Origin of the sequence: Pseudomonas sp. MS15a(2019) (assembly GCF_013277805.1) — a bacterium.
Taxonomy (GTDB): domain Bacteria; phylum Pseudomonadota; class Gammaproteobacteria; order Pseudomonadales; family Pseudomonadaceae; genus Chryseomonas; species Chryseomonas benzopyrenica.
In genome coordinates, this window is record NZ_VBTN01000017.1 from 101,906 (window position 1) to 121,827 (window position 19,922).

Here is a 19,922-nt window from a genome sequence, read left to right on the forward strand (position 1 = left end):
TAGCCGGGTATTGTCCACCAACTCGTGGCGTTTGTCGGCCCCACTCGGCTCAAGGGAGCGGCATCAGGCCTGCGGCTTTTGCTCGCGGGCGGCCAGCAGCAGATCAATCTGGGTCATGAGCCTTTCCAGGGTGAAGGGCTTGGCCAGCACCTCGACGCCAGGGGCGGGCAGGGGTTCGCCGGGTAGCTCCGCCTCGGCGTAGCCGGTGATCAGCAGGGTCATCAGACCCGGGCGACGCTCCCGGGCCAGGGCGGCGAGCTGGCAGCCGCTCAACCCGCCCGGCAGGCCGACGTCGGCGATCAGCAGATCCAGCGGCGTATCCGATTCGAGCACCTGCAACGCGGTGGCGGCATCGGTCGCCTCCAGGGTGCGGATGCGGTGTTCGCGCAGGGCCTCGTCCACCAGCGTCCGCACCAGGGGTTCGTCGTCCACCACCAGAACCGTCATGCCAGCGGGATAGCGTAACGGCGAGGTACGCATCGTCTCGAACGACGGCGGTGGGACTTCCACCAGGCGTGGCAGATAGAGCGTCACGGTAGTGCCTCGTCCCGGAGCCGAGGCGATATGGGCAACCCCACCGGACTGCCTGGCGAAGCCATAGATCATCGACAGGCCCAGGCCAGTGCCCATGCCCACCGGCTTGGTGGTGAAGAAGGGATCGAAAGCGCGCGCCAGGACCTCGGGCGGCATTCCGGAACCGGTGTCGAGCACCGCCAGGGTCACGTAGTCGCCAGCCGGCAATTCCAGCGCGGTGGCCTGGGCGTCGTTGAGACGGCGATTGGCGGTGACGATGCGCAGCATCCCTCCCTCGGGCATGGCATCCCGGGCGTTGATGCACAGATTGAGCAGGGCGTTTTCCAGCTGGTGGGGATCGCACAGTGTGAGGTCGAGCGCCTCGGCCAGTTCGATATGGATCTCGACCTGGGGGCCTACCGAGCGGCGGATGAGCTCTTCCATGCCCTGCACCAGGGCGTTGGTCTGAGTGGCCGAGGGATCCAGCGCCTGGCGACGGGAAAAGGCCAGCAGGCGGTGGGTGAGGGCCGCGGCGCGTTCGGCGGCGCCCTTGGCACCCGTGGCATAGCGTTCGAGGTCGGTGAAGCGACCCTGCGCCAGGCGCAGACTGAGCATGTCGAGGCTGCCGATCACGCCGGTCAGCAGATTGTTGAAGTCATGGGCGATGCCCCCGGTCAACTGGCCCACGGCTTCCATCTTCTGGCTCTGGCGCAGCTGTTCCTCGGTCTGGCGCAGGGCTTCCTGTTGCTCGCGGATGGCGGTGACTTCACGCACCGCGGCATAGATGAGGCCGTCCTGCAGCACCGCGTTCCATGACAGCCAGCGATAGCCGCCCGTGCGATGCCGATAGCGATTCTCGAAGCCGAACACCGGCTCACCGCGCGTGAGACGTTCCAGTGCCGCCTCGGTGCGGGCGCGATCCTCGACGTGGACAAAGGCCATGAAGGGCTCGTGGTGCAGCTGCTCGATGCTCCAGCCCAGGGTGCTGGTCCAGGCCGGATTGAGGTCCAGCAGCTGGCCTTCCAGGGTCGCCGTACAGAGCAGGTCGGGGCTGGCCTGCCAGATCAGGTCGCGCTGACGGGTGCGCAGGGTGACCTGTTCGCCGAGATTGCCGGCGAAGCGATAGAGGGACTCCAGGCTGCGGCGCTGGGCCGCGCAGACCGTCGCCATGATGATATTGACCAGCACGAATAGGGCATGGGACACCCAGCGTTCGGAAAACAGCGCGAAATAGGCCGGCGCCTTGACGAACAGGGTCTCGGCCAGCAGCACCGACAGCAGGATGGCACAGAGGCCGGGACCCAGGCCGAACCAGAAGGCCGCGGCCATGATGAAGGGGATGAACAGCAGATAGGGCAGGCTGTCGATGCCCAGACTCAACCGGATCCCGGCCGCGATGCCGATCAGCAGGGCCGCGCCCAGATAGCGCCAGGGGGCGGGAGCGTCCCGCGGGACCAGCTTGAGTAGCCGGCTGAGCAGGGTGTGGGTGGCGATGGGCACTAGAGCTAGACCTCGGGACGCTGGTCCGTCACGGTACCGAAAGGGCGCACGACCGAAAGGCGGGCGGACCGGCGGTTCAGGTGCCCTCGTGCCGCTCGAACTCCTCGACGGCGCGCGCCACCTCGGCGTTGTCCGCCGCCGTGCTGCGGGCCTGGCGCTCGAAGGCGGTGGCCAGTTCGTTGACCAGTTGCAGCAGGCGGGGGATGTCGCCGCTGCGCTCGGCATCGGCGGCCTGCTCGCGCACGCGGTTGACGAAGGCTTGGGGATCGTCGAAGGCGGTCATGGGGTGTTCTCCGTTGGGCTGATAATGGTCTGACCACAAATGAGCGCCAAGGCTCACTCGCGGTGCTGCCAGACCTCCGGGTTGACCAGATTCGGCGGCCGGCGACCGTCCAGGGCGGCCAGCAGGTTGTCCACCGCGCAGCGGGCCATGGCCTCGCGCGTCTCCTGGGTCGCCGAGCCCAGGTGTGGCGTCGGTACCACGTTGGGCAGCCGCAGCAGGGGTGAGTCCGGCGCCACGGGTTCGCGATCGAAGACGTCCAGCCCGGCGCCACGCAGGCGGCCTTGCTGCAGGGCGGCGATCAGCGCGGCTTCATCGATCACCGGGCCGCGCGAGACATTGATCAGGATGGCATGGGCCGGCAACCGCGCCAGTTCGGCAACGCCCAGCAGGTGGTGGGTCTCGTCGCTCAGGGGCACGGTGACGCAGAGGAAGTCACAGCTCGCCAGCAACTCGGGCAGCGCCAGGAAGCGTGCGCCAAAGCGCTCGTCCACCTCCGGCTTGGCGGCGTGGGCAGTGTAGTTGACCTGCATGCCGAAGCCCAGGTGGGCGCGACGGGCGATGGCCTGGCCGATGCGGCCCATGCCCACCAGACCTAGGGTCTTGCCATGGACGTCGCAGCCGAAATGGTCCTCGCCCAGACTGGCCTGCCACTGGCCGGCGCGGACCCAGTCGGCCAGCTCGACGATGCGCCGCGCGGTGGCGAGCAGCAGGGCGAAGGCGGCATCGGCGACGCTTTCGGTGAGCACATCCGGGGTGTTGCAGAGCAGGATGCCGCGCCGCTGCAGATAGGGCAGGTCGTAGCTGTCGAAGCCCACCGAGACGCTGGCGATGGCTTCCAGCCGGGGCGCCAAATCCAGTAGTTCGGGCGTCAGCTTGAAGCTGGAGCCGAGCAGGCCCTGGGCCTCGGGCAGGCGTTCGCGCAACCGGGCTTCGCCGCCCGGGGCCTTGACGTCGATGTACTCCAGGTCGAAGGCCTCGCGCAGTCGCGCGGTCAGCACCGGCGACAGGGCCTTGTAGTGGATCACCTTCTTTTTCATGGACGAGTCTTCCTCTAGTGACTGGTGGCGGGCTTGAGCGCCGCGGCGCGAGCGACCGGTTCCTGGCGCAGGAGCAGGGTCAGGACCACGGCCACCAGCAGGGCGCCGCCCATGAAGCCGAAGGACGCGCCGGGACCGCCGGTCACGCCGTTGAGATAGCCCACCAGGTAGGAGCCGGCAAAGGAGCCCAGGGCGCCCATGCTGTTGATCAGCGCCATGGCGCCACCGGCGACGTTGACGGGCAGGATCTCCGGGACGATGGCGAAGAAGGGGCCATAGGGGGCGTACATGCAGGCCCCCGCCACCACCAGCAGCGCGTAGGACCACCAGAAGTGGTGAGGGCCGAGGGCGAAGGAGCCGAGGAAGGCCAGCGCGGCGATCAGCAGCGGCGGCCAGACGAACAGTTTGCGATTCTGCATGCGGTCCGAGGCCCAGGACACGCCGAGCATGGCCAGCACGGCGGCCAGGTAGGGCAGGGAGGACAGCCAGCCGGCCTGGACGATGTCCAGTTGGGCGCCCTGGCGCAGGATCGACGGCAACCAAAGGACGAAGCCATAGACGCCGATGCTCCAGCAGAAATATTGCAGCGACAGCAGGATGACCTTGGGCGAACGGAAGGCTTCGGCGTAGTTCTTAACCGGCTTCATGCCCTGTTGTTCGGCCTTCAGCGCCTCCTCCAGGCGGGTCTTTTCCTCGGCGGCGAGCCAGGTGGCATCCTTGGGCCGCTCGGCGGCCAGGCGCCACCAGATGAAGGCCCAGATCACCGCCGGCAGGCCTTCGATGATGAACATCCAGCGCCAGTCCAGGGCATGGATCAGATAGCCCGAGACCACCGACATCCAGAGAATGGTCACCGGGTTGCCGAGGATCAGGAAGGTATTGGCCCGCGAGCGCTCACGCTTGGTGAACCAGTGGCAGAGATAGACCAGCATCGCCGGCATCACCGCCGCTTCGACGACGCCGAGCAGGAAGCGGATGGCGATGAGCAAGGTGACGTTGGGCACCATGCCGGTCAGGGTGGCCAGGCCGCCCCAGGCGATCAGGCTCCAGAAGATCAGCCGCTTGACGCTGCGCTTCTCGGCATAGATGGCGCCGGGTACCTGGAAGAAGAAGTAGCCGAGAAAGAACAGCGCACCGAGCAGCGAGGACATCGCCGGGGTGATGCCCAGGTCGTCGGCCATGCCCGAGGCGGCGGCGAAGCCATAGTTGGCCCGGTCGAGGTAGGCCAGGCTGTAGGTGATGAAGACCACTGGCATCAGATACCACCAGCGGCGTGGAGCGAGAGAAGAGGCGTTCATGGGGTCACCTGCTTGATTGTTCTTGTAAAGGTGTAGATCAGGGCAGTTCGTGTCGGTAGGGCAGTCCTTCCATGTCGCCGACCACCTGCACGGCGCGGGCGCCGATCCAGTTGCCGCGGGCGACGGCGGCGGCGACATCGAGGCCGTCGAGCAGGGCGCTGACGAAGCCGGTGGCGAAGCCATCGCCGGCGCCGACGGTGTCTACCACCTCGGCCACGGACACGCCGGGGACCTCACCCTCGGCCTCAGGGGTGCGCCAGTAGCCACCTTCGGGACCGAGCTTGATGGCCACGGCCTTGGCGCCGCGGTCGAGGTAGAAGGCGGCGATGTCCGCCGGGGTGTCGTAGCCGGTCAGCAGCCGGCCCTCGGCCAGGCCGGGCAGCACCCAGTCGGCGAGGGCGGCGAGGTCGTTGAGCTCGCGGCGCATCTGCTCTTCGCTGTCCCACAGCGAAGGCCGCAGATTGGGATCGAAGGAGATGCTGCGACCGGCGTCGCGCATGGCCTGCAGCAGGTGGCGGCTGAAGGCGCGGGCGCTGGACGACAGTGCCGGCGGGATACCGGTGGCATGCAGGTGACGCGCCTGCAGCAGACTCGGGTCGAAATCCTCCTCGATGTTGAGGTGGCTGGCCGCCGAACCGCGGCGGAAGTACTCCACCACCGGATCGCTGCCATCGGCGGCGCGAGACTTGAGCTGGAAGCCGGTGGGGTGCCGCGGATCGACGGTGAGGCGGCGGCAGTCCAGCCCCTCGGCTTCGAGGCTGGTGCGCACGAAGCGGCCAAAGGAGTCATCGCCGACCCGCGACAGCCAGGCGACCTTGAAGCCCAGGCGACTCAGGCCGATGGCCACGTTGTTGTCGGCACCGGCGATGCGCTTGCCGAACTGGCCGACCGTGGCCAGCTCGCCCGGTGTCTCGGCGACGAACATGGTCATGGTTTCGCCAAAGGCGAGGATGTCGATGTCAGCCATGCCGGCGCGCCTCCTGGACCTGGGTATCCAGGGTGTGCAACGCCGCCACCTGGCGACGGGTCTCGGCCAGCAGATCCGCACCCATCAGGGGAAATTCGATGGCCCGTCGCAGGCCGCTGAGGAAGTGCGTCATCAGCCCCTGCCAGGCCAGCAGGTCCGCGGCTTCCGGCGGCACGGCATGCAGGCCACCGGCACGCCGGCGTACCGCCTTGCAATGCAGGTAACGGACGTCCGGGCCGAGCAGGCGGGCGGCCTGCAGCGGGTCTTCGTCCTGCCAGCGCCAGTTGCCGACATCGAAGGTCAGTCCCACCGGCAGCTGCGCTGCCCGCGCCGCCTGGATGAAGGCGCGCAGCGGTTCGATCCGGCCACCCTGGGCGGTCTGGTCGTTTTCCACCAGCAGCTGAGGGCCGGCGTCGGTCAGCAGGGGGGCGAGCGCCGCCAGCTCGGCTGCGGCGCGATAGTGCCCGAGGGACACCTTGAGCGTGTCGGCGCCCAGCAGTCGGGCCTCGGCGAGGGCTTCGGGCAGGCGCGGCGAGAGCGCGGCGTCGGTTTCGGGCCAGAGCTCCAGGGGTACGGAATAGACGCAGCCCAGGCCGGCGGCCCGGATGGCGGCGCCCAGGGCCGCGAAGTCGGGAGCCTCGGTAAAGAGTTCGGCGCGGATCTCCACATGGGAGGCTCCCGCGGCGGCGATCAGATCGAGCCAGGCGGCCTGACCCTGGGCACGGACCCCGTCGGCGCCAAAGGCCGAGGTGGTGATGGCGATCTCCGGTGGCATTGTTGTTCTCCTGAAACCGGTTTCAACAAATGACGGATAAAAATGCGAAAGGTGCCCTCAGGCCCTGGCGCGAGTCGACTGGCGGACGCGCAGCTCCGCGCCGAAGGTCTGCTGGAATGGCGCGCTGCGGTCACCGTCGATGCGTCGCTGCAGGCGCTCGAAGGCGGCTACGCCCAGGGCATGGGTAGGCTGGGCCAGGGCGCTGATGCCACCACCAACCAGGGGAAACCAATCCAGATCATCCAGAGCCAGCAGGCCAAGGCGCTCGAACAGGGGTTCACCCAGGGCCTGCAGGGCCAGGGTCGTCGCCAGGGTCGCTACGCCATTGGCGGTGAGCAGGGCCTTGGAGCCGGGGCCGGGGCTGGCGAGGAAGGCGGCCAGGGCGGCTTGCAGCGCCAGGGCGTTGTCGGCCTCGCCACAGTGTCCGCCACGACAGTCAGCGTGCTCGGCCAGGGCCGCGTCGAAGGCGCCCAGGCGCTGGAGGCGCGAGCTGGTCCCGTCCAGGGGCTCGCTCACCAGCAGCAGGTCGCGATAGCCCTGCTCGCGCAGGTGCGCTACCCCCAGCTCGATAGCTTGGTGGTTGTCGAGGCCGACCAGATCGGCCTCGACGCCCGGCAACTCGCGGTCCAGCAGCACCAGTGGCAGACGGCTGCCCAGGTGCTGCAGGTCGGCGGCATGCTGGCCGAAGGTGTTCACGATAAGGCCTTCGATGCTGTAGGACTGCAGCGCGGCCAGTTGCTGGCGCTCCTGGCGGGCGTCCTGATCGGTGTTGCAGATCAGCAGCGAATAGCCCTGCTGGCGGCAGGCGGTTTCCACGCCGTGCATCACGGCGGTGGAGTAGGGATTGAGCAGGTCGGCCACCAGCATGCCGATCAGGCGACTGCGTCCACGCTTGAGGCCACGGGCCATCTGGTTGGGCTGGAAATCGAGGGCGACCACGGCCTGCTCGATGCGCGTGGCGAGGGCGTCTGACAGCAGGCGACGATCGCCGCTGATATAGCGGGACACGCTGGCCTTGGACACGCCGGCGACGGCGGCCACTTCGGCGATGGTCGCACGGGTGGCGCGCGGACCGGGGATGAAGACATCGTTCATGGCGTACCGCTGTTAGGATTTTGTAGGTGCCTGAAACCGGTTTCAGTAAATCTTTTCTCACGCGGGCCGGCAAGCCGGTCTAAGGTGCAGGCCGACCAGTGGTCGCCGCAGGCGGTCGCTTGCCGCGGTCACCTTTTATGTTCTCTTTTTCACAGGAAGGTCTCGATGGACTCCCTCGACAGTCTCGCCCGGCAACTGGGTGAAGCCCTGCAGGCGGCCGGCGCCCAGGTCACCACTGCCGAATCCTGCACCGGTGGCGGCATCGCCGAGGCGATCACTCGCGTCGCCGGCAGCTCGGCCTGGTTCGAGGCCGGCTTCGTCACCTATTCCAACCGCCAGAAGACCCTGCAGCTGGACGTGCCCGAGGTCTTGTTCGAACAGGTCGGGGCGGTCAGCGAAGAGGTGGTGACGGCCATGGCGCTAGGTGCGCAACGGCGCGCCGGGGCCCGCTTCGCGGTCGCAGTGAGCGGTATCGCCGGGCCGGGCGGCGGGGTGCCGGGCAAGCCGGTCGGTACCGTCTGGCTGGCCTGGCGCGACGGCGAAAAATTGCGCACCGAACGGCAGGTCTTTGCCGGTGATCGCGCCGCCGTTCGCCAGCAGACCCAGGTCCGCGCGCTGGAGGTTTTATTGGCCTTTTTGGTCGAGGAAAACGGCCCTCAGGTGTAGCAACCAGGGGGTGAATATGGTTTAATACTGTTCACTTATACAGGTATCCACGGCCGTCTGGCCCTTCTTTCTCCGAGAGGAATCTAATGGACGACAACAAAAAGCGTGCCCTGGCCGCGGCCTTGGGACAGATCGAAAAGCAATTCGGCAAGGGCACCGTGATGCGCATGGGCGATCATGATCGCCAGGCCATTCCAGCGATTTCCACCGGCTCCCTGGGCCTGGACATCGCCCTTGGCATCGGTGGCCTGCCCAAGGGCCGGATCGTCGAAATCTACGGTCCCGAGTCCTCGGGTAAGACCACCCTGACCCTGTCGGTCATCGCCCAGGCCCAGAAGCAGGGCGCCACCTGCGCCTTCGTCGACGCCGAGCACGCGCTGGATCCGGACTACGCCGGCAAGCTGGGCGTCAATGTCGACGACCTGCTGGTGTCCCAGCCGGATACCGGCGAACAGGCCCTGGAAATCACCGACATGCTGGTGCGCTCCAACGCGGTCGACGTCATCATCGTCGACTCGGTAGCGGCCCTGGTGCCCAAGGCCGAGATCGAAGGCGAGATGGGTGACATGCACGTGGGTCTGCAGGCGCGTCTGATGTCCCAGGCGCTGCGCAAGATCACCGGCAACATCAAGAACGCCAACTGCCTGGTCATCTTCATCAACCAGATCCGCATGAAGATCGGCGTGATGTTCGGCAACCCCGAGACCACCACCGGCGGTAACGCCCTGAAGTTCTACTCTTCGGTCCGTCTGGACATCCGTCGCATCGGCGCGGTGAAGGAAGGCGACGAGGTGATCGGCAGCGAAACCCGCGTCAAGGTGGTCAAGAACAAGGTGGCACCGCCGTTCCGCCAGGCCGAGTTCCAGATTCTCTATGGCAAGGGTATCTACCTGAATGGCGAGATCATCGATCTGGGCGTGCAGCTGGGTCTGATCGAGAAGTCGGGTGCCTGGTACAGCTACCAGGGCAGCAAGATCGGCCAGGGTAAGGGCAATGCCGCTAAGTTCCTGGAAGACAATCCCGAGATCAAGGGTGCCGTCGACAAGGCGATTCGCGAGAAGCTGCTGAGTCAGCCGACCAATCAGAAGGCCGAAGTGGCCGCCGAAGAAGACGCTGACATCGATCTGTGATCGGGTGCCACGTTTGACACAACCCCCGCCTCGTGCGGGGGTTTTTGCATAAGGAGGATCACCCTTGGGCAATCCACTGGATACCACCGCTGCCATTCGTTTCGCCGCCATGGATCTGCTGGCCCGTCGCGAACATGGTCGCGAGGAGCTATCGCGCAAACTGCGGCGGCGCGGGGCTGAGGAAAGCCTGCTCGGTCCGGTGCTGGATCGCCTGGCCGAAGATGGCCTGCTCGACGAGAGTCGCTATCTGGAAAGCTACATCGCCAGCCGTGCCCGTTCCGGTTACGGGCCCATGCGCATTCGCGAAGAACTGGGTCAGCGCGGCTTGCAGCGGGATCAGGTGGAAGCCGCACTGCGTGAAGCGGACGTGGACTGGCAGGCGCACCTCGAAGATGTCTGGCGCAGGAAATTCGGTACGCCCCCAGCTGATGCCAAGGAACGCGCCAAGCAGGGTCGCTTCCTGGCCTATCGGGGCTATGCCATGGATGGGATCAACCGGGTGTTGAGTCGGCGGTAGGCAGCCTGTTCTGTTGGCCTTCGCTGTGCTCAGCGCCAACCTACGGGACAACTGACGTAGGTTGGGTTGAGACGGCTCCATTGTCGAAGCCCAACAGGGGCTCCAGGGTCTGTTGGGCTTCGCTATGCTCAGCGCCAACCTACGGGGCAGTTAGGTAGGTTGGGTTGAGACGGCTTTATCGTCGAAGCCCAACATTGCCGTAATGGTCTGGATGCATTGAGCTTCGCTATGCTCAGCGCCAACCTACGGGGCAGTTGGGTAGGTTGGGTTGAGACGGCTCCATCGTCGAAGTCCAACATCGGGTCCGGTACCAGAGATCGTTGGGCTTCGCTGCGCTCAACCCAACCTACGAGGGGCTGCTGTAGGTTGGGTTGAGACGGCTCCATCGTCGAAGCCCAACAGAGACTCCGAGGTCTGGATGCGTTGGGCTTCGCTGCGCTCAGCGCCAACCTACGGGGCAGTTGGGTAGGTTGGGTTGAGACGGCTCCATCGTCGAAGCCCAACAGGGATTCCAGGGTCTGGATGCGTTGGGCTTCGCTGTGCTCAGCGCCAACCTACGTGGATAACCAATGCTCCGGGCGATTGAGTTCGTCCACCAGTTCGCGCAGGCGGCCGTAGTGGCGGCCATGGAAGTCGAAGGTGAGGCGCGTCAGGTGGGCGAATTCCGCTTCGTCGGCCTGGCCTTCGCCCGGGGCCAGCTGGGTGAAGCCCGGGGTGCGGCAAAGGTCGCCGAAATCCCTGCCCAATTGCTCCAGGCAGGCCGGGGTCACGGCGTGCTTGAGACGGATATGGAGCAGGCCGTCGCGTCGGCGGGTGGAGTGGTAGTTGCCATAGAAGCGCTCGATCTCGGCCGCGGCGGCCTCCGGTGAGCGTACCAGCCGGACCAGCTTGAGATCGGCGGGCAGGATGTAGCCTTCGTCCAGCAGATTGCGCTCTAGATAGGCCAGGGTATCGTCCCAGAAGTGGCCGTCGGGGGTATCCAGCAACACCAGCGGTACCAGCGGGCTCTTGCCGGTCTGGATCAGGGTGAGCACCTCGAAGGTCTCGTCCAGGGTGCCGAAGCCGCCGGGGCAGAGCACCAGGGCGTCCGCCTCCTTGAGGAAGAACAGCTTGCGCACGTAGAAGAAGTGGAAGGACAGCAGGTGATCCGTGCCTTCGATGGTGGGATTGGCGCGCTGTTCGAAGGGCAGGGTGATGTTGAAGCCCAGGCTGGCCTCGGGCCCGGCGCCCTCGTGGGCGGCGCCCATGATGCCGGCGCCGCCGCCGGTGATGACCATCATGTCGCGGCGGGCCAGGGCGCTGCCCAGTTCGCGGGCGAGGGTGTAGAGACCGTGGTCGATGCGGGTCCGCGCCGAGCCGAATACCGTGACCTTGCGCCGCCGGCGAAAGCGCTCCAGGGTGCGGAAGGCCTGCTCCAGCTCCTTGAGGGTCTGCAGCATGATCTTGGCGTCCCAGCGCGCCGGATTGGTCTGCGCCATGCGCACCACCGTCACCAGCATCTCGCGATAGAGGCCCAGATTGGGGCTGCCGCCCGGCAGGGCGTGCTCCAGCAATTCGTCGATGCGCTGACCGAGATCGGCGGCGCTGGGCTCCACGTGGCGGGCCAGGTAGCTGTCGTCGTTGTCCTCGGTCATGCCGCGACCCTCCGCTTACTTGCCCAGGCCGCAGTCGGCAGCCTGGAAGCGCTCGACCATGACCGGCTTGTTGGTCTGGTATTCGGTGAAGTCATAGACCAGGGTGGCGCCACGGGCCAGCAACTGGCGATAGCCGTTGTTCTGGCAGACGCTCTCGGCGAGCTGCACCCGCACCGTGGCCGGATTTTCGCGCATGCGCGCGGCATGCGCCGGGCGCACGCTGAGGTTGTTGACCAGCTGCTTGCCCTGCACGGTGTAGCCGCGGTCGAGGATGTCCTCGTTGATGGCGCGTGGCGTGCCCTGGCTGCTCTCGGTGGCGACCTTGCGCAGCATCTGGTTGAGCTCGTGGTCCTTGAGCGACTCGGCCGCCTGGACGGTGAAGGGCAGGGCGAGGGTCAGGGCGAGCAAAGCAAAACGAGGCATCGTGTTCTCCAGCGTAGAGGAGCCCGTTTCGACCGTGGTCGCGGGCGGGGGTTCGCAAGGCGTCTACGCAGGGTAACCTGCCTGGCCGCCGCGGGCATCCCGATCGCTCTGGTAAACTGCGCTTTTACCCGCGAGCCCGGCATGACCCCGATCAGCGATACCCCTCTGCATGCCGTGGCCCGTCTGCGCCAGGAGCGCCTGGCGCGCAGCATCAAGCCCTTCATCGCCCGGGGCTCGCGCATGGCGCGCTGCCCGAATTGCCGCCTGGCCCCCAGTCATTGCCTCTGCGACCTGCGCCCCCTGCGCCAGACCCACGCCGGCATGTGCCTGCTGATGCACGATGTCGAGCCGCTCAAACCGAGCAACACCGGTTGGCTGATCGCCGACGTGGTGGCCGATACCCACGCCTTCGGCTGGAGTCGCACGACGGTGGACCAGGGGCTGCCGGAGCTGCTGGCGCAGCCAGAATGGCAACCGCTGCTGGTGTTTCCTGGCGAATACGCGGCCCCCGAGCGGGTGGTCGAGACCCTGCCGCTGGCACCCGGCCAGCGACCGCTGTTCGTCTTGCTGGATGCCACCTGGACCGAAGCGCGCAAGATGTTTCGCAAGAGTCCCTACCTGGACCGCCTGCCGGTGTTGAGTTTCCAGCCCACTGCTCTGTCGCGCTACCGCCTGCGGCGCTCCACCCGCGGCGAGCACCTCTGCACCGCCGAGGTCGCCGCCCTGTGCCTGGAACTGGCTGGCGAGGCGCCGGCCGGGCGGCTGCTGGAGGCCTATCTGGACGTGTTCAGCGAGCGCTACCTGGATGCCAAGCATCATCTGCCGCTGGCGGCGGACAGCCCAGCCAGTAGGCAACTGAAGGCCCTACGCGCTAGTTGACCGGCTTGATCTCCACCGGCGCCTGGCGCGGCCAGAGCTGGGCGGCCAGCATGCCGGCGAACATCAGCACGCAGCCGAGGTAGCCACGACCGCTGAGGGCCTCGCCCAGCAGCCAGGCGCCGAAGAAGGCGGCGAATACCGCCTCCAGGGAAAAGATCACCGCCGCGTGAGAGGCGATGGCGCCGCGCTGGGCGAACACCTGCAGGGTGTAGCCGATGCCGGCAGCGATCACGCCGCCATAGAGCAACTCGGGTAGGGCGAGGACGATCCCGGTCGACTGGATCGGCTCGAAGGCCAACGCCAACGCCAGGCTGAGGATCGCGCAGACCCCGAACTGCAGGATCGATAGCACCGTGGCGTCGTGACGACTGGAATAGTGTCCCACCAGCAGCACATGGACCCCCCAGGCCAGGGCGCCGGCCAGTTGCAGCAGATCGCCGGACGCCACTTGGAAGTTGTCGCCGATGCTCAGCAACCCCATGCCCACCACCGCCAGACTGGCGCCGATCCAGGTGCCCAGATGGCTGCGCTGGCCGAGCAGCAGTCCCAGCAGCGGCACCACGATGACATAGAGACCGGTGATGAAGCCGGAGTTGGTCACGCTGGTGAACAGCAGGCCGACCTGCTGCAGATTGATCCCCAGGGTCAGCACCAGGCCCATCAACAGGCCGCCCTTGAAGGTGTCGCGGGTCAGGCGCCGCTGGCGGCCATGGCGGCGCAGGTACAGCAGCAGCGGAAGAAGGGTGAGGGCACCCAGGGCGAATCTCAGGCCGGTATAGAGAAAGGGGCCGATGTGCTCCATGCCGCCGGTCTGGGCGATGAAGGCGCTGCCCCAGATGAGGGCGGTGAGCAGCATGAGCAGATCGGCACGCAGGGCGGCGCTGGGCATGGGCGTCTCTTGGGCAAAACGGCAACTGTGCCGCAAACCGCCGGGTCTTGCCTACCGTCCGCGGTCCGCCCGGCCTTGCTCCCGTCCGCGCCGTTGGGCATGCTTGCACGCAGCCCGGGCGCCAGGTACCTGGTCGATGCGGGCGCTCACGAAAACAAGGAAAGCTACACCATGGCGGCTGCCTACCAGATACTGATCGCCGACGATCATCCGCTGTTTCGCAGCGCCCTGCAGCAGGCCCTGACCCTCGGCCTGGGCGCCCAGGCACGGCTCACCGAGGTGGCCGACATCGCCGAGCTCCAGGCCTGCCTGGCCGAGCGCACCGACTGGGATCTGGTCCTGCTCGACCTCAACATGCCCGGGGCCTATGGCTTTTCCGGCTTGGTCCTCCTGCGTGGCCAGTATCCCCAGGTGCCGGTGGTGATGATCTCGGCCCAGGAAGAACCGGCGGTGGTGCAACGCGCCCGGGAATTCGGCGCCAGTGGCTTCATTCCCAAGTCCAGCGATCTGAGTACCCTGCAGCAGGCGGTCAGCCAGGTACTGGACGGTGATACCTGGTGGCCGCCGCAGGTGGAAGGTGCCGCCGCCCTGAGCGAGGAAGCCAAGGCCGCCAGCGCCGGGCTCGCCAGTCTCACCCCGCAGCAGTTCCGGGTGCTGACCATGCTCTGCGAAGGGCTGCTCAACAAGCAGATCGCCTTCGAGCTCAATGTCTCCGAAGCCACGGTCAAGGCCCATGCCACGGCCATCTTCCGCAAGCTCGGCGTCCGCACCCGCACCCAGGCGGCCCTGCTGCTGCAACAGCTGGAGAGCACCTCCAGCTGACTCAGGCGCTCTCGGCGCCCGAACCGGGCGCGACCGTCGACTTTCACTTTCTGGCAGCTGCCGTCCACCCGGATCGGCGGTTCGCCCCTGCTGGATGGAGCTTTTCGGTGATCTCTCCCTACAAAGGCAAGACCGGCTTGCGCCGGGTCATCAACGCCACGGGCTATTCCCTGGCCGGGCTGCGCACGGCCTTTCGCCAGGAAGCGGCCTTTCGTTCGCTGGTGATGCTCAATGTGGTGCTGGTACCGCTGGCGTTCTGGTTGGAGGTGAGTCGCGGCGAACGGGCACTGCTGGTGGCGGTCTGCCTGCTGTCGCTAGTGGTCGAGCTGTTCAACGCCGCCATCGAGGCAGTGGTGGACCGCATTTCCCTGGACTGGCACGAACTGTCGAAGAACGCCAAGGATCTGGGCAGCGCTGCGCAGTTCGTGGCCATGTTCATCATCGCCGCGGTCTGGGGCATCGTCCTGCTCGGTTGAGCAGGACCCCGATCAGAGGGTAGCGCCCAGGGTGGCACCCGCCGTGGTGTCGTCCGCGGCCAGACCCTGTTCCAGCACGCTGGGCTGGGCCGAGTGGATGACCTTGTGGATGAAGTGCAGCTTGGCGATCACCGGCGCGGGCAGGGCGAAGGGATAGAAGTCCGGCTGGCCCATGCTGCGGGACAGTTCGTTGAGCATGGCTGCCAGTTCGATCCAGGCATTGGCGAAGCCGAGGAATTCGTCATCGCTGCGGTCCTCGGCCTCGTAGAGCGCCTCGCGAGTGAAGGGCTGGAAGTCCAGCTGCAGGCTGCCGGCGTTCATGCCTAGGCTGGCGGTGGTGGCCAGGGTGTCCATCATGTGCAGGTAGTGCGCCCAGGTCTCCGCCCAGTCTTCCCAGGGGTGCATGGTGGCGTAGGCGCTGACGTACTGGCTTTCCCAGCCAGCCGGCGCGCCCTGCTCGTAGTGGCGCTGGAGGGCCTCGCCATAGTCGGCGCGCTCGTCGCCGAACAGGGCACGGAAGGGCTCCTCCCAGGCGGTGCCGGCGACCAGACGATCGAAGTAGTAGTGACCCACTTCATGGCGGAAATGGCCGAGCAGGGTGCGATAGGGTTCGTGCATGTCGGCACGGACCTTTTCCCGGTGGGCGTCGTCCGCTTCGAGTATGTTCAGGGTGATGAGGCCATTGGCATGCCCGGTGGTGGGGGTGCCGGTGGCGTCGGGGGCGAGAAAGTCGAAGGCGAGTCCGTGCTCGGCATCCACGGTCTGGGGGATTACCTGCAGCCCCAGGCCCAGCAACTGGGCGACCAGTTGCCGCTTGGCCAGCTCCAGCTTGCGCCAGCGCTCGCCGTTGCCCTCGAAGGACAGATCCGGAATGGTGTGGTTGAGCTGGCAAGCCACGCAGAATTCGTTGCCGGAATCGGCCGGCACCAGCCAGTTGCAGGCGGCGGGCGTGTCCAGGTTGGCGCAGCGGCGATAGAGGCCGCTGCTGGCCTCGGGCAACTGCCAGAGACCGCCTTCGCCCGGCAGCAGCGCCGTCGGCGTGCCCTGGTCCGGGGCGTAGCCCAGGGCGTTGCCACAGGCCAGGCATTCGCTGTTGGGAAAGAAGATGGCCTGGCCGCAGGTGCAGTTGGCGACCTTGCGCTGGACGGGCAGGGCGCGCAGGGCGTTGCGTTGCTGACGATTGGAACTGTAGCTTCCGAGAAAATTGCGCATGGGACTGATACCTGGCGAGAGCGGCCGCGTCGGACGCCGGCGGAGCGCTGGCGTCTTGCTAGCGAATTAGTAGAGCGGCCAGACCCTGGAGTTCCGGGTTGTTCGTCGCCTGGGACGACTGGCGAGGGCTCTAGGATCGGTCCCGGCACCCGCTGACGCTTCGCTGGCCGCGGTGGCCCGCGTTTGCGGTGGCGCATCCCGAGCCACACCACTACCCTAGTGACCATCGAGACGGGCGCGGGCGCTCCGGCGCCCCCGCCGCTGCGCGCCGTCCGAATCCGCTTCCGTACCCTGTCAGCCGTCCCTTGACCATGCCCCCGAACGCTTCCCGCAATGCCAGCGACATGACCGGCAGCTACCACGAACTCTGGAGTCCGCGGGGCGGCGTGCGGCCGCCCTGGCGGCGCTTCTACGGGCACCTGGCCGGGCTGCGACCCGCCCAGCTCGACCAGCGCCAGGCCCTGATCGCGCGGCAGATCCAGGAAAACGGCGTGACCTACAACGTCTACGCCGATCCCAAGGGCAGCGACCGGCCCTGGGCGCTGGACCTCTTGCCCCAGCTGATCTCGGCGGAGGAGTGGGCGCCCCTGGCCGCCGGCGTGGCGCAGCGGGCGCGCCTGCTGAACCGGGTGCTGGGCGATCTCTATGGCGAGCAGCGCCTGTTGCACGAGCGGCTGCTGCCGCCGGAGCTGGTGTTCGGCCACAACAACTTCCTCTGGGCCTGCCAGGGGTTGCGTCCGCCGGGCGATACCTGGCTGCACGTCTATGCGGTGGATCTGGCCCGCGCGCCCGATGGCCGCTGGTGGGTGCTGGCCGATCGCACCCAGGCGCCGTCCGGCGCCGGCTATGCGCTGGAGAACCGCCACATCGTGGCGCGGGCCTTTCCCGACCTGCACCGCGACCTGCAGGTCCAGCCGCTCAACGGCTATTTCCAGGCCCTGCAGCGCACCCTGAGCACCGGGCTGGACATCGGCGAGGAGGCGCCGCTGGCAGTGCTGCTGACGCCGGGGCGTTACAACGAGACCTACTTCGAGCACCTCTACCAGGCCCGCCAACTGGGCTTTCCGCTGGTGGAAGGCCAGGACCTCACGGTGCGCGATGCCTGCCTCTATCTCAAGACCCTGAGCGGGCTGAGACGGGTCCATGCGGTCTTCCGCCGGCTGGACGACGACTTCTGCGATCCGCTGGAGCTGCGCACCGATTCGGCGCTGGGCGTGCCCGGTCTGTTGGAAGCGGTACGCCAGGGCAACGTCATCATGGCCAATGCCCTGGGCAGCGGGCTGCTGGAGTCGCCCGGCTTGCTGGGCTTCCTGCCCGGCGTCTGCCAGGCCCTGCTCGGCGAGACCCTGGCGCTGCCCTCCGTGGCCACCTGGTGGTGCGGCGAGACGCCGGTACGGGAAGCGGCCCTGGCACGCCTGGCGGAGCTGGTGATCAAGCCGGCCTATCCGGCCCAGGGCTTCGAGCCGGTGTTCGGCAAGGCGCTGGATACCGAGGGACTGGCCGAATTGCGCGCGCGCATCCTGGCCACGCCCCATGCCTATGTCGCCCAGGAGCGTATCCAGCTGTCCCAGGCGCCGGTCTGGCAGGGCGGTAGCCTGCAGTCGCGGGCCATCGGCATGCGCGTCTATGCGGTGGCCAGCGAAGACGGCTACTGGGTGATGCCCGGCGGCCTGACCCGGGTCGCCCATGAGGGCGCCGCGGTGGTGTCCATGCAGCGCGGCGGGTCGAGCAAGGACACCTGGGTACTGGGTGGCAGTCGCGCTGCCGCCGAAGTGCCCGGGGCGCGGGTGCTGGGGGTGCGCGACCTGGTGCGCAAGGACCCCTTCCTGCCCTCGCGCACCGCCGAAAACCTGTTCTGGTACGGTCGCTACAGCGAACGTTGCGAGGATGCCGCGCGCCTTCTACGGATCGTCCTGAGTCGCTACCTGGACGCCGACGACGGCGGGCCGGCGGTGCAGTCGGCCATCGATCTGGCCACGGCCCTGGAGTTGCTGCCAGCGGGTGACCGGCTGGCGGAGCAACTGCGCGCGGCCCTGGGGCCGGGTGACTTTCCCAGCGGCCTGGGCGCCAACCTGCAGCGCCTGCATTGGGCCGCGGCCCAAGTCCGCGGACGGCTGTCGCCGGAGAACTGGCGCGCCATCCGCGAGGTGGAGCGCGAGGCCCATGGCCTGGGCCAGGTGGGCAGCGAGCCGGGCGAAGCGTTGCAGAGTCTCAACCGCCTGGTGATGGCGCTAGCGGCGGTGGCCGGCTTCACCTTCGACGACATGACCCACGACGAGAGCTGGCGCTTTCTGATGATCGGCCGGCGCATCGAACGGGTGCAATTCCTTGCCGGCAGCCTGGCGCACTTTCTCGAAGGGGGCGCCACCTGGGACGCGGCGGGCCTGGAATGGTTGCTGGAGCTGGGCAACAGCATCATCACCTATCGCTCCCGCTACCAGGCGGCGCCCCAGCTGATCCCGGTGCTGGACCTGCTGATGCTGCACGAGCACAACCCCTATTCGATCCGCTTCCAGCTGCATGCGCTGATCAACGCCGTGGAGCACCTGGAACGCTATTACGGCCTGCCCCGCGATCCGGCGTTGCACGATGCCTACGACCGGCTGCGCCGCTTCGACCTCGCGACCCTGGAGAACACCCTGTTCGGCGACGCCGGCCGGATCGAGGTGCAGCAGGGCCTGGCGCGCCTGCTGCGACAGATCGCCGAGGCCAGCAGCCAGCTGTCCGAGCGGGTCATCTATCGCTGCTTCGCCCATGTCGATGCCGTCAGTCAGCGCACGGTGTCCATGTGATGAACCAGATCCGCTATCGCATCCAGCACGACACCCACTATCGCTACGAGGCGCCGGTGTCGCTCTCCCAGCAGTTGCTGCACCTGCTGCCGCGCGACTGCGCCTGGCAGCGTTGCCTGTCCCGGCAACTGGCGATCCTGCCGCAACCGACCCAGCGCCAGGACGCTTGGGACGCCTTTGGCAATCCGCTGACGCGGCTGTCCTTCGAGCGCCCCCACGACGAACTCTATGTCGGCACCGAGCTGGAGGTGGAGGTGGACTCCCGCGCCGGGCTCAGGCTGGCGGATTCGCCCCCCTGGGAAGAGGTGCGCGACAGTCTGCGCTATCCCGCCGCCCGGGTCCCCCTGGACGTCCACCACTTCCGCTTCGAATCGCCGGCGGTGCCCCTGGACGGCATCTTCGCTCGCTTCGCCGAGGACTGTTTTCCACCGGGTCGGCCGCTGCTGCTGGGCTGTCGGGCGCTGATGGAAAAGATCCACCGCGAATTCCGCTTCGACGCCACCGCCACCCAGGTGGCGACGCCGCTGCGCGAGGTGCTGGAGCACCGCCATGGCGTCTGCCAGGACTTCGCCCACCTGATGCTGGCCTGCCTGCGCGCCCTGGGGCTGGTGGCGCGCTATGTCAGCGGCTATCTGCTGACCCGTCCGCCACCCGGCAAGCCGCGGCTGATCGGCGCCGACGCCTCCCATGCTTGGATCAGCGTGCATTGCCCGCTGCAGGGCTGGGTCGACTTCGATCCCACCAACGACGTCCTGCCGGACCTGGAACACATCACCCTGGCCTGGGGCCGCGACTTCACCGACGTCTCGCCGCTGCGCGGAGTGATCCTTGGCGGCGGCGACCACGATCCGGTGGTCGAGGTGACGGTGACGCCGCTGTAGGTCTGGGTGGCAGACGCCAGGCCGATCGCGAAGTCGCCGGGCTATCCCCGGCCATGACGGAAGGCGTGAAGCGGCGTCGCCTACTCCAGACAAACCTTGATGCTGTCGGGTCTCATGGGCCCAGCTGCCTAGC

Annotated in this window: 19 protein-coding genes; 8 read left to right on the top strand and 11 right to left on the bottom strand. The window is 67.3% G+C overall.

What is annotated here, in order from left to right:
- Nucleotides 1–63: 63 nt before the first annotated feature.
- From FEZ61_RS23155 to FEZ61_RS23185, 7 genes are all read right to left on the bottom strand, one after another.
- A complete protein-coding gene (locus tag FEZ61_RS23155; protein WP_173150501.1) occupies nt 64–2,013 on the bottom strand; it encodes an ATP-binding protein in 1,950 nt (649 codons plus the stop codon).
- 76 nt (nt 2,014–2,089) lie between these two features.
- Nucleotides 2,090–2,296: a hypothetical protein gene (locus tag FEZ61_RS23160; protein ID WP_007159388.1), complete on the bottom strand. Its 207-nt coding sequence runs from the start codon at nt 2,294–2,296 to the stop codon at nt 2,090–2,092.
- Nucleotides 2,297–2,349: 53 nt separating this feature from the next.
- Nucleotides 2,350–3,333 carry an NAD(P)-dependent oxidoreductase gene (locus tag FEZ61_RS23165; RefSeq protein ID WP_173150503.1) on the bottom strand — a complete coding sequence of 328 codons (984 nt, stop codon included), beginning with the start codon at nt 3,331–3,333 and terminating at the stop codon, nt 2,350–2,352.
- Between the two features lie 14 nt (nt 3,334–3,347).
- Nucleotides 3,348–4,631 (bottom strand): MFS transporter, encoded by a 1,284-nt coding sequence (locus FEZ61_RS23170; RefSeq protein WP_064306745.1) that lies wholly within the window; start codon nt 4,629–4,631, stop codon nt 3,348–3,350.
- Between the two features lie 37 nt (nt 4,632–4,668).
- Complete coding sequence (locus FEZ61_RS23175; RefSeq protein ID WP_173150505.1) at nt 4,669–5,598, bottom strand: sugar kinase; 930 nt, start codon at nt 5,596–5,598, stop codon at nt 4,669–4,671.
- The gene (locus FEZ61_RS23180; RefSeq protein ID WP_173150507.1) at nt 5,591–6,373 is read right to left on the bottom strand and encodes a TIM barrel protein; all 783 of its coding nucleotides are present in this window, start codon (nt 6,371–6,373) and stop codon (nt 5,591–5,593) included. The genes FEZ61_RS23175 and FEZ61_RS23180 overlap by 8 nt, the downstream gene beginning before the upstream one ends.
- Nucleotides 6,374–6,430: 57 nt before the next feature.
- Nucleotides 6,431–7,468, bottom strand: a complete 1,038-nt coding sequence (locus FEZ61_RS23185) for a LacI family DNA-binding transcriptional regulator (protein WP_017639021.1) — start codon at nt 7,466–7,468, stop codon at nt 6,431–6,433.
- A 165-nt stretch (nt 7,469–7,633) separates the two neighbouring features.
- Between FEZ61_RS23185 and FEZ61_RS23190 the strand changes: the two genes are divergently transcribed.
- The 3 genes from FEZ61_RS23190 (at nt 7,634) to recX (ending at nt 9,781) form a co-directional block, all read left to right on the top strand.
- Entirely contained in the window at nt 7,634–8,134 is a 501-nt protein-coding gene (locus tag FEZ61_RS23190) for a CinA family protein (protein WP_173150509.1), read from the top strand.
- An 86-nt stretch (nt 8,135–8,220) separates the two neighbouring features.
- Nucleotides 8,221–9,264 (top strand): recombinase RecA, encoded by a 1,044-nt coding sequence (recA, locus tag FEZ61_RS23195; protein WP_173150511.1) that lies wholly within the window; start codon nt 8,221–8,223, stop codon nt 9,262–9,264.
- Nucleotides 9,265–9,328: 64 nt separating this feature from the next.
- The gene (gene recX / locus FEZ61_RS23200; protein WP_082900344.1) at nt 9,329–9,781 is read left to right on the top strand and encodes a recombination regulator RecX; all 453 of its coding nucleotides are present in this window, start codon (nt 9,329–9,331) and stop codon (nt 9,779–9,781) included.
- 554 nt (nt 9,782–10,335) lie between these two features.
- Here recX and FEZ61_RS23205 read toward each other — a convergent pair.
- Together FEZ61_RS23205 and FEZ61_RS23210 are read right to left on the bottom strand one after the other, a co-directional pair.
- Nucleotides 10,336–11,415: a TIGR00730 family Rossman fold protein gene (locus FEZ61_RS23205; protein WP_017639017.1), complete on the bottom strand. Its 1,080-nt coding sequence runs from the start codon at nt 11,413–11,415 to the stop codon at nt 10,336–10,338.
- Between the two features lie 15 nt (nt 11,416–11,430).
- Complete coding sequence (locus FEZ61_RS23210; RefSeq protein ID WP_017639016.1) at nt 11,431–11,838, bottom strand: quorum-sensing-regulated virulence factor family protein; 408 nt, start codon at nt 11,836–11,838, stop codon at nt 11,431–11,433.
- A gap of 141 nt (nt 11,839–11,979) precedes the next feature.
- Between FEZ61_RS23210 and FEZ61_RS23215 the strand changes: the two genes are divergently transcribed.
- The gene (locus FEZ61_RS23215; RefSeq protein WP_173150513.1) at nt 11,980–12,717 is read left to right on the top strand and encodes a tRNA-uridine aminocarboxypropyltransferase; all 738 of its coding nucleotides are present in this window, start codon (nt 11,980–11,982) and stop codon (nt 12,715–12,717) included.
- On the opposite strand, the gene FEZ61_RS23220 is transcribed toward FEZ61_RS23215, so the two are convergent.
- Entirely contained in the window at nt 12,710–13,606 is an 897-nt protein-coding gene (locus FEZ61_RS23220; protein WP_173150515.1) for a DMT family transporter, read from the bottom strand. The genes FEZ61_RS23215 and FEZ61_RS23220 overlap by 8 nt on opposite strands.
- Before the next feature lie 171 nt (nt 13,607–13,777).
- Between FEZ61_RS23220 and erdR the strand changes: the two genes are divergently transcribed.
- Together erdR and FEZ61_RS23230 are read left to right on the top strand one after the other, a co-directional pair.
- Nucleotides 13,778–14,428: a response regulator transcription factor ErdR gene (gene erdR, locus FEZ61_RS23225; RefSeq protein ID WP_017639013.1), complete on the top strand. Its 651-nt coding sequence runs from the start codon at nt 13,778–13,780 to the stop codon at nt 14,426–14,428.
- Nucleotides 14,429–14,535: 107 nt separating this feature from the next.
- Nucleotides 14,536–14,904, top strand: a complete 369-nt coding sequence (locus FEZ61_RS23230; RefSeq protein ID WP_064306739.1) for a diacylglycerol kinase — start codon at nt 14,536–14,538, stop codon at nt 14,902–14,904.
- A 12-nt stretch (nt 14,905–14,916) separates the two neighbouring features.
- On the opposite strand, the gene FEZ61_RS23235 is transcribed toward FEZ61_RS23230, so the two are convergent.
- On the bottom strand, nt 14,917–16,116 hold the full coding sequence (locus tag FEZ61_RS23235) for a putative zinc-binding peptidase (RefSeq protein WP_173150517.1): 1,200 nt from the start codon (nt 16,114–16,116) through the stop codon (nt 14,917–14,919).
- A 311-nt stretch (nt 16,117–16,427) separates the two neighbouring features.
- On the opposite strand from FEZ61_RS23235, the gene FEZ61_RS23240 reads away from it, so the two are divergent.
- Both FEZ61_RS23240 and FEZ61_RS23245 read left to right on the top strand, forming a co-directional pair.
- Nucleotides 16,428–18,908, top strand: coding sequence for a circularly permuted type 2 ATP-grasp protein (locus FEZ61_RS23240; protein ID WP_173150519.1), 2,481 nt, complete (start codon nt 16,428–16,430; stop codon nt 18,906–18,908).
- Nucleotides 18,908–19,789 carry a transglutaminase family protein gene (locus FEZ61_RS23245; protein WP_173150521.1) on the top strand — a complete coding sequence of 294 codons (882 nt, stop codon included), beginning with the start codon at nt 18,908–18,910 and terminating at the stop codon, nt 19,787–19,789. The genes FEZ61_RS23240 and FEZ61_RS23245 overlap by 1 nt, the downstream gene beginning before the upstream one ends.
- Nucleotides 19,790–19,922 lie beyond the last annotated feature (133 nt).

Coding starts and splice junctions, on each gene's coding strand:
- FEZ61_RS23160 (WP_007159388.1), bottom strand. CDS start 2,296: ATGACCGCCTTCGACGATCCCCAAGCCTTCGTCAACCGCGTGCGCGAG.
- FEZ61_RS23165 (WP_173150503.1), bottom strand. CDS start 3,333: ATGAAAAAGAAGGTGATCCACTACAAGGCCCTGTCGCCGGTGCTGACC.
- FEZ61_RS23170 (WP_064306745.1), bottom strand. CDS start 4,631: ATGAACGCCTCTTCTCTCGCTCCACGCCGCTGGTGGTATCTGATGCCA.
- FEZ61_RS23175 (WP_173150505.1), bottom strand. CDS start 5,598: ATGGCTGACATCGACATCCTCGCCTTTGGCGAAACCATGACCATGTTC.
- FEZ61_RS23180 (WP_173150507.1), bottom strand. CDS start 6,373: ATGCCACCGGAGATCGCCATCACCACCTCGGCCTTTGGCGCCGACGGG.
- FEZ61_RS23185 (WP_017639021.1), bottom strand. CDS start 7,468: ATGAACGATGTCTTCATCCCCGGTCCGCGCGCCACCCGTGCGACCATC.
- FEZ61_RS23190 (WP_173150509.1), top strand. CDS start 7,634: ATGGACTCCCTCGACAGTCTCGCCCGGCAACTGGGTGAAGCCCTGCAG.
- recA (WP_173150511.1), top strand. CDS start 8,221: ATGGACGACAACAAAAAGCGTGCCCTGGCCGCGGCCTTGGGACAGATC.
- FEZ61_RS23205 (WP_017639017.1), bottom strand. CDS start 11,415: ATGACCGAGGACAACGACGACAGCTACCTGGCCCGCCACGTGGAGCCC.
- FEZ61_RS23210 (WP_017639016.1), bottom strand. CDS start 11,838: ATGCCTCGTTTTGCTTTGCTCGCCCTGACCCTCGCCCTGCCCTTCACC.
- FEZ61_RS23215 (WP_173150513.1), top strand. CDS start 11,980: ATGACCCCGATCAGCGATACCCCTCTGCATGCCGTGGCCCGTCTGCGC.
- FEZ61_RS23220 (WP_173150515.1), bottom strand. CDS start 13,606: ATGCCCAGCGCCGCCCTGCGTGCCGATCTGCTCATGCTGCTCACCGCC.
- erdR (WP_017639013.1), top strand. CDS start 13,778: ATGGCGGCTGCCTACCAGATACTGATCGCCGACGATCATCCGCTGTTT.
- FEZ61_RS23235 (WP_173150517.1), bottom strand. CDS start 16,116: ATGCGCAATTTTCTCGGAAGCTACAGTTCCAATCGTCAGCAACGCAAC.
- FEZ61_RS23240 (WP_173150519.1), top strand. CDS start 16,428: ATGCCCCCGAACGCTTCCCGCAATGCCAGCGACATGACCGGCAGCTAC.
- FEZ61_RS23245 (WP_173150521.1), top strand. CDS start 18,908: ATGAACCAGATCCGCTATCGCATCCAGCACGACACCCACTATCGCTAC.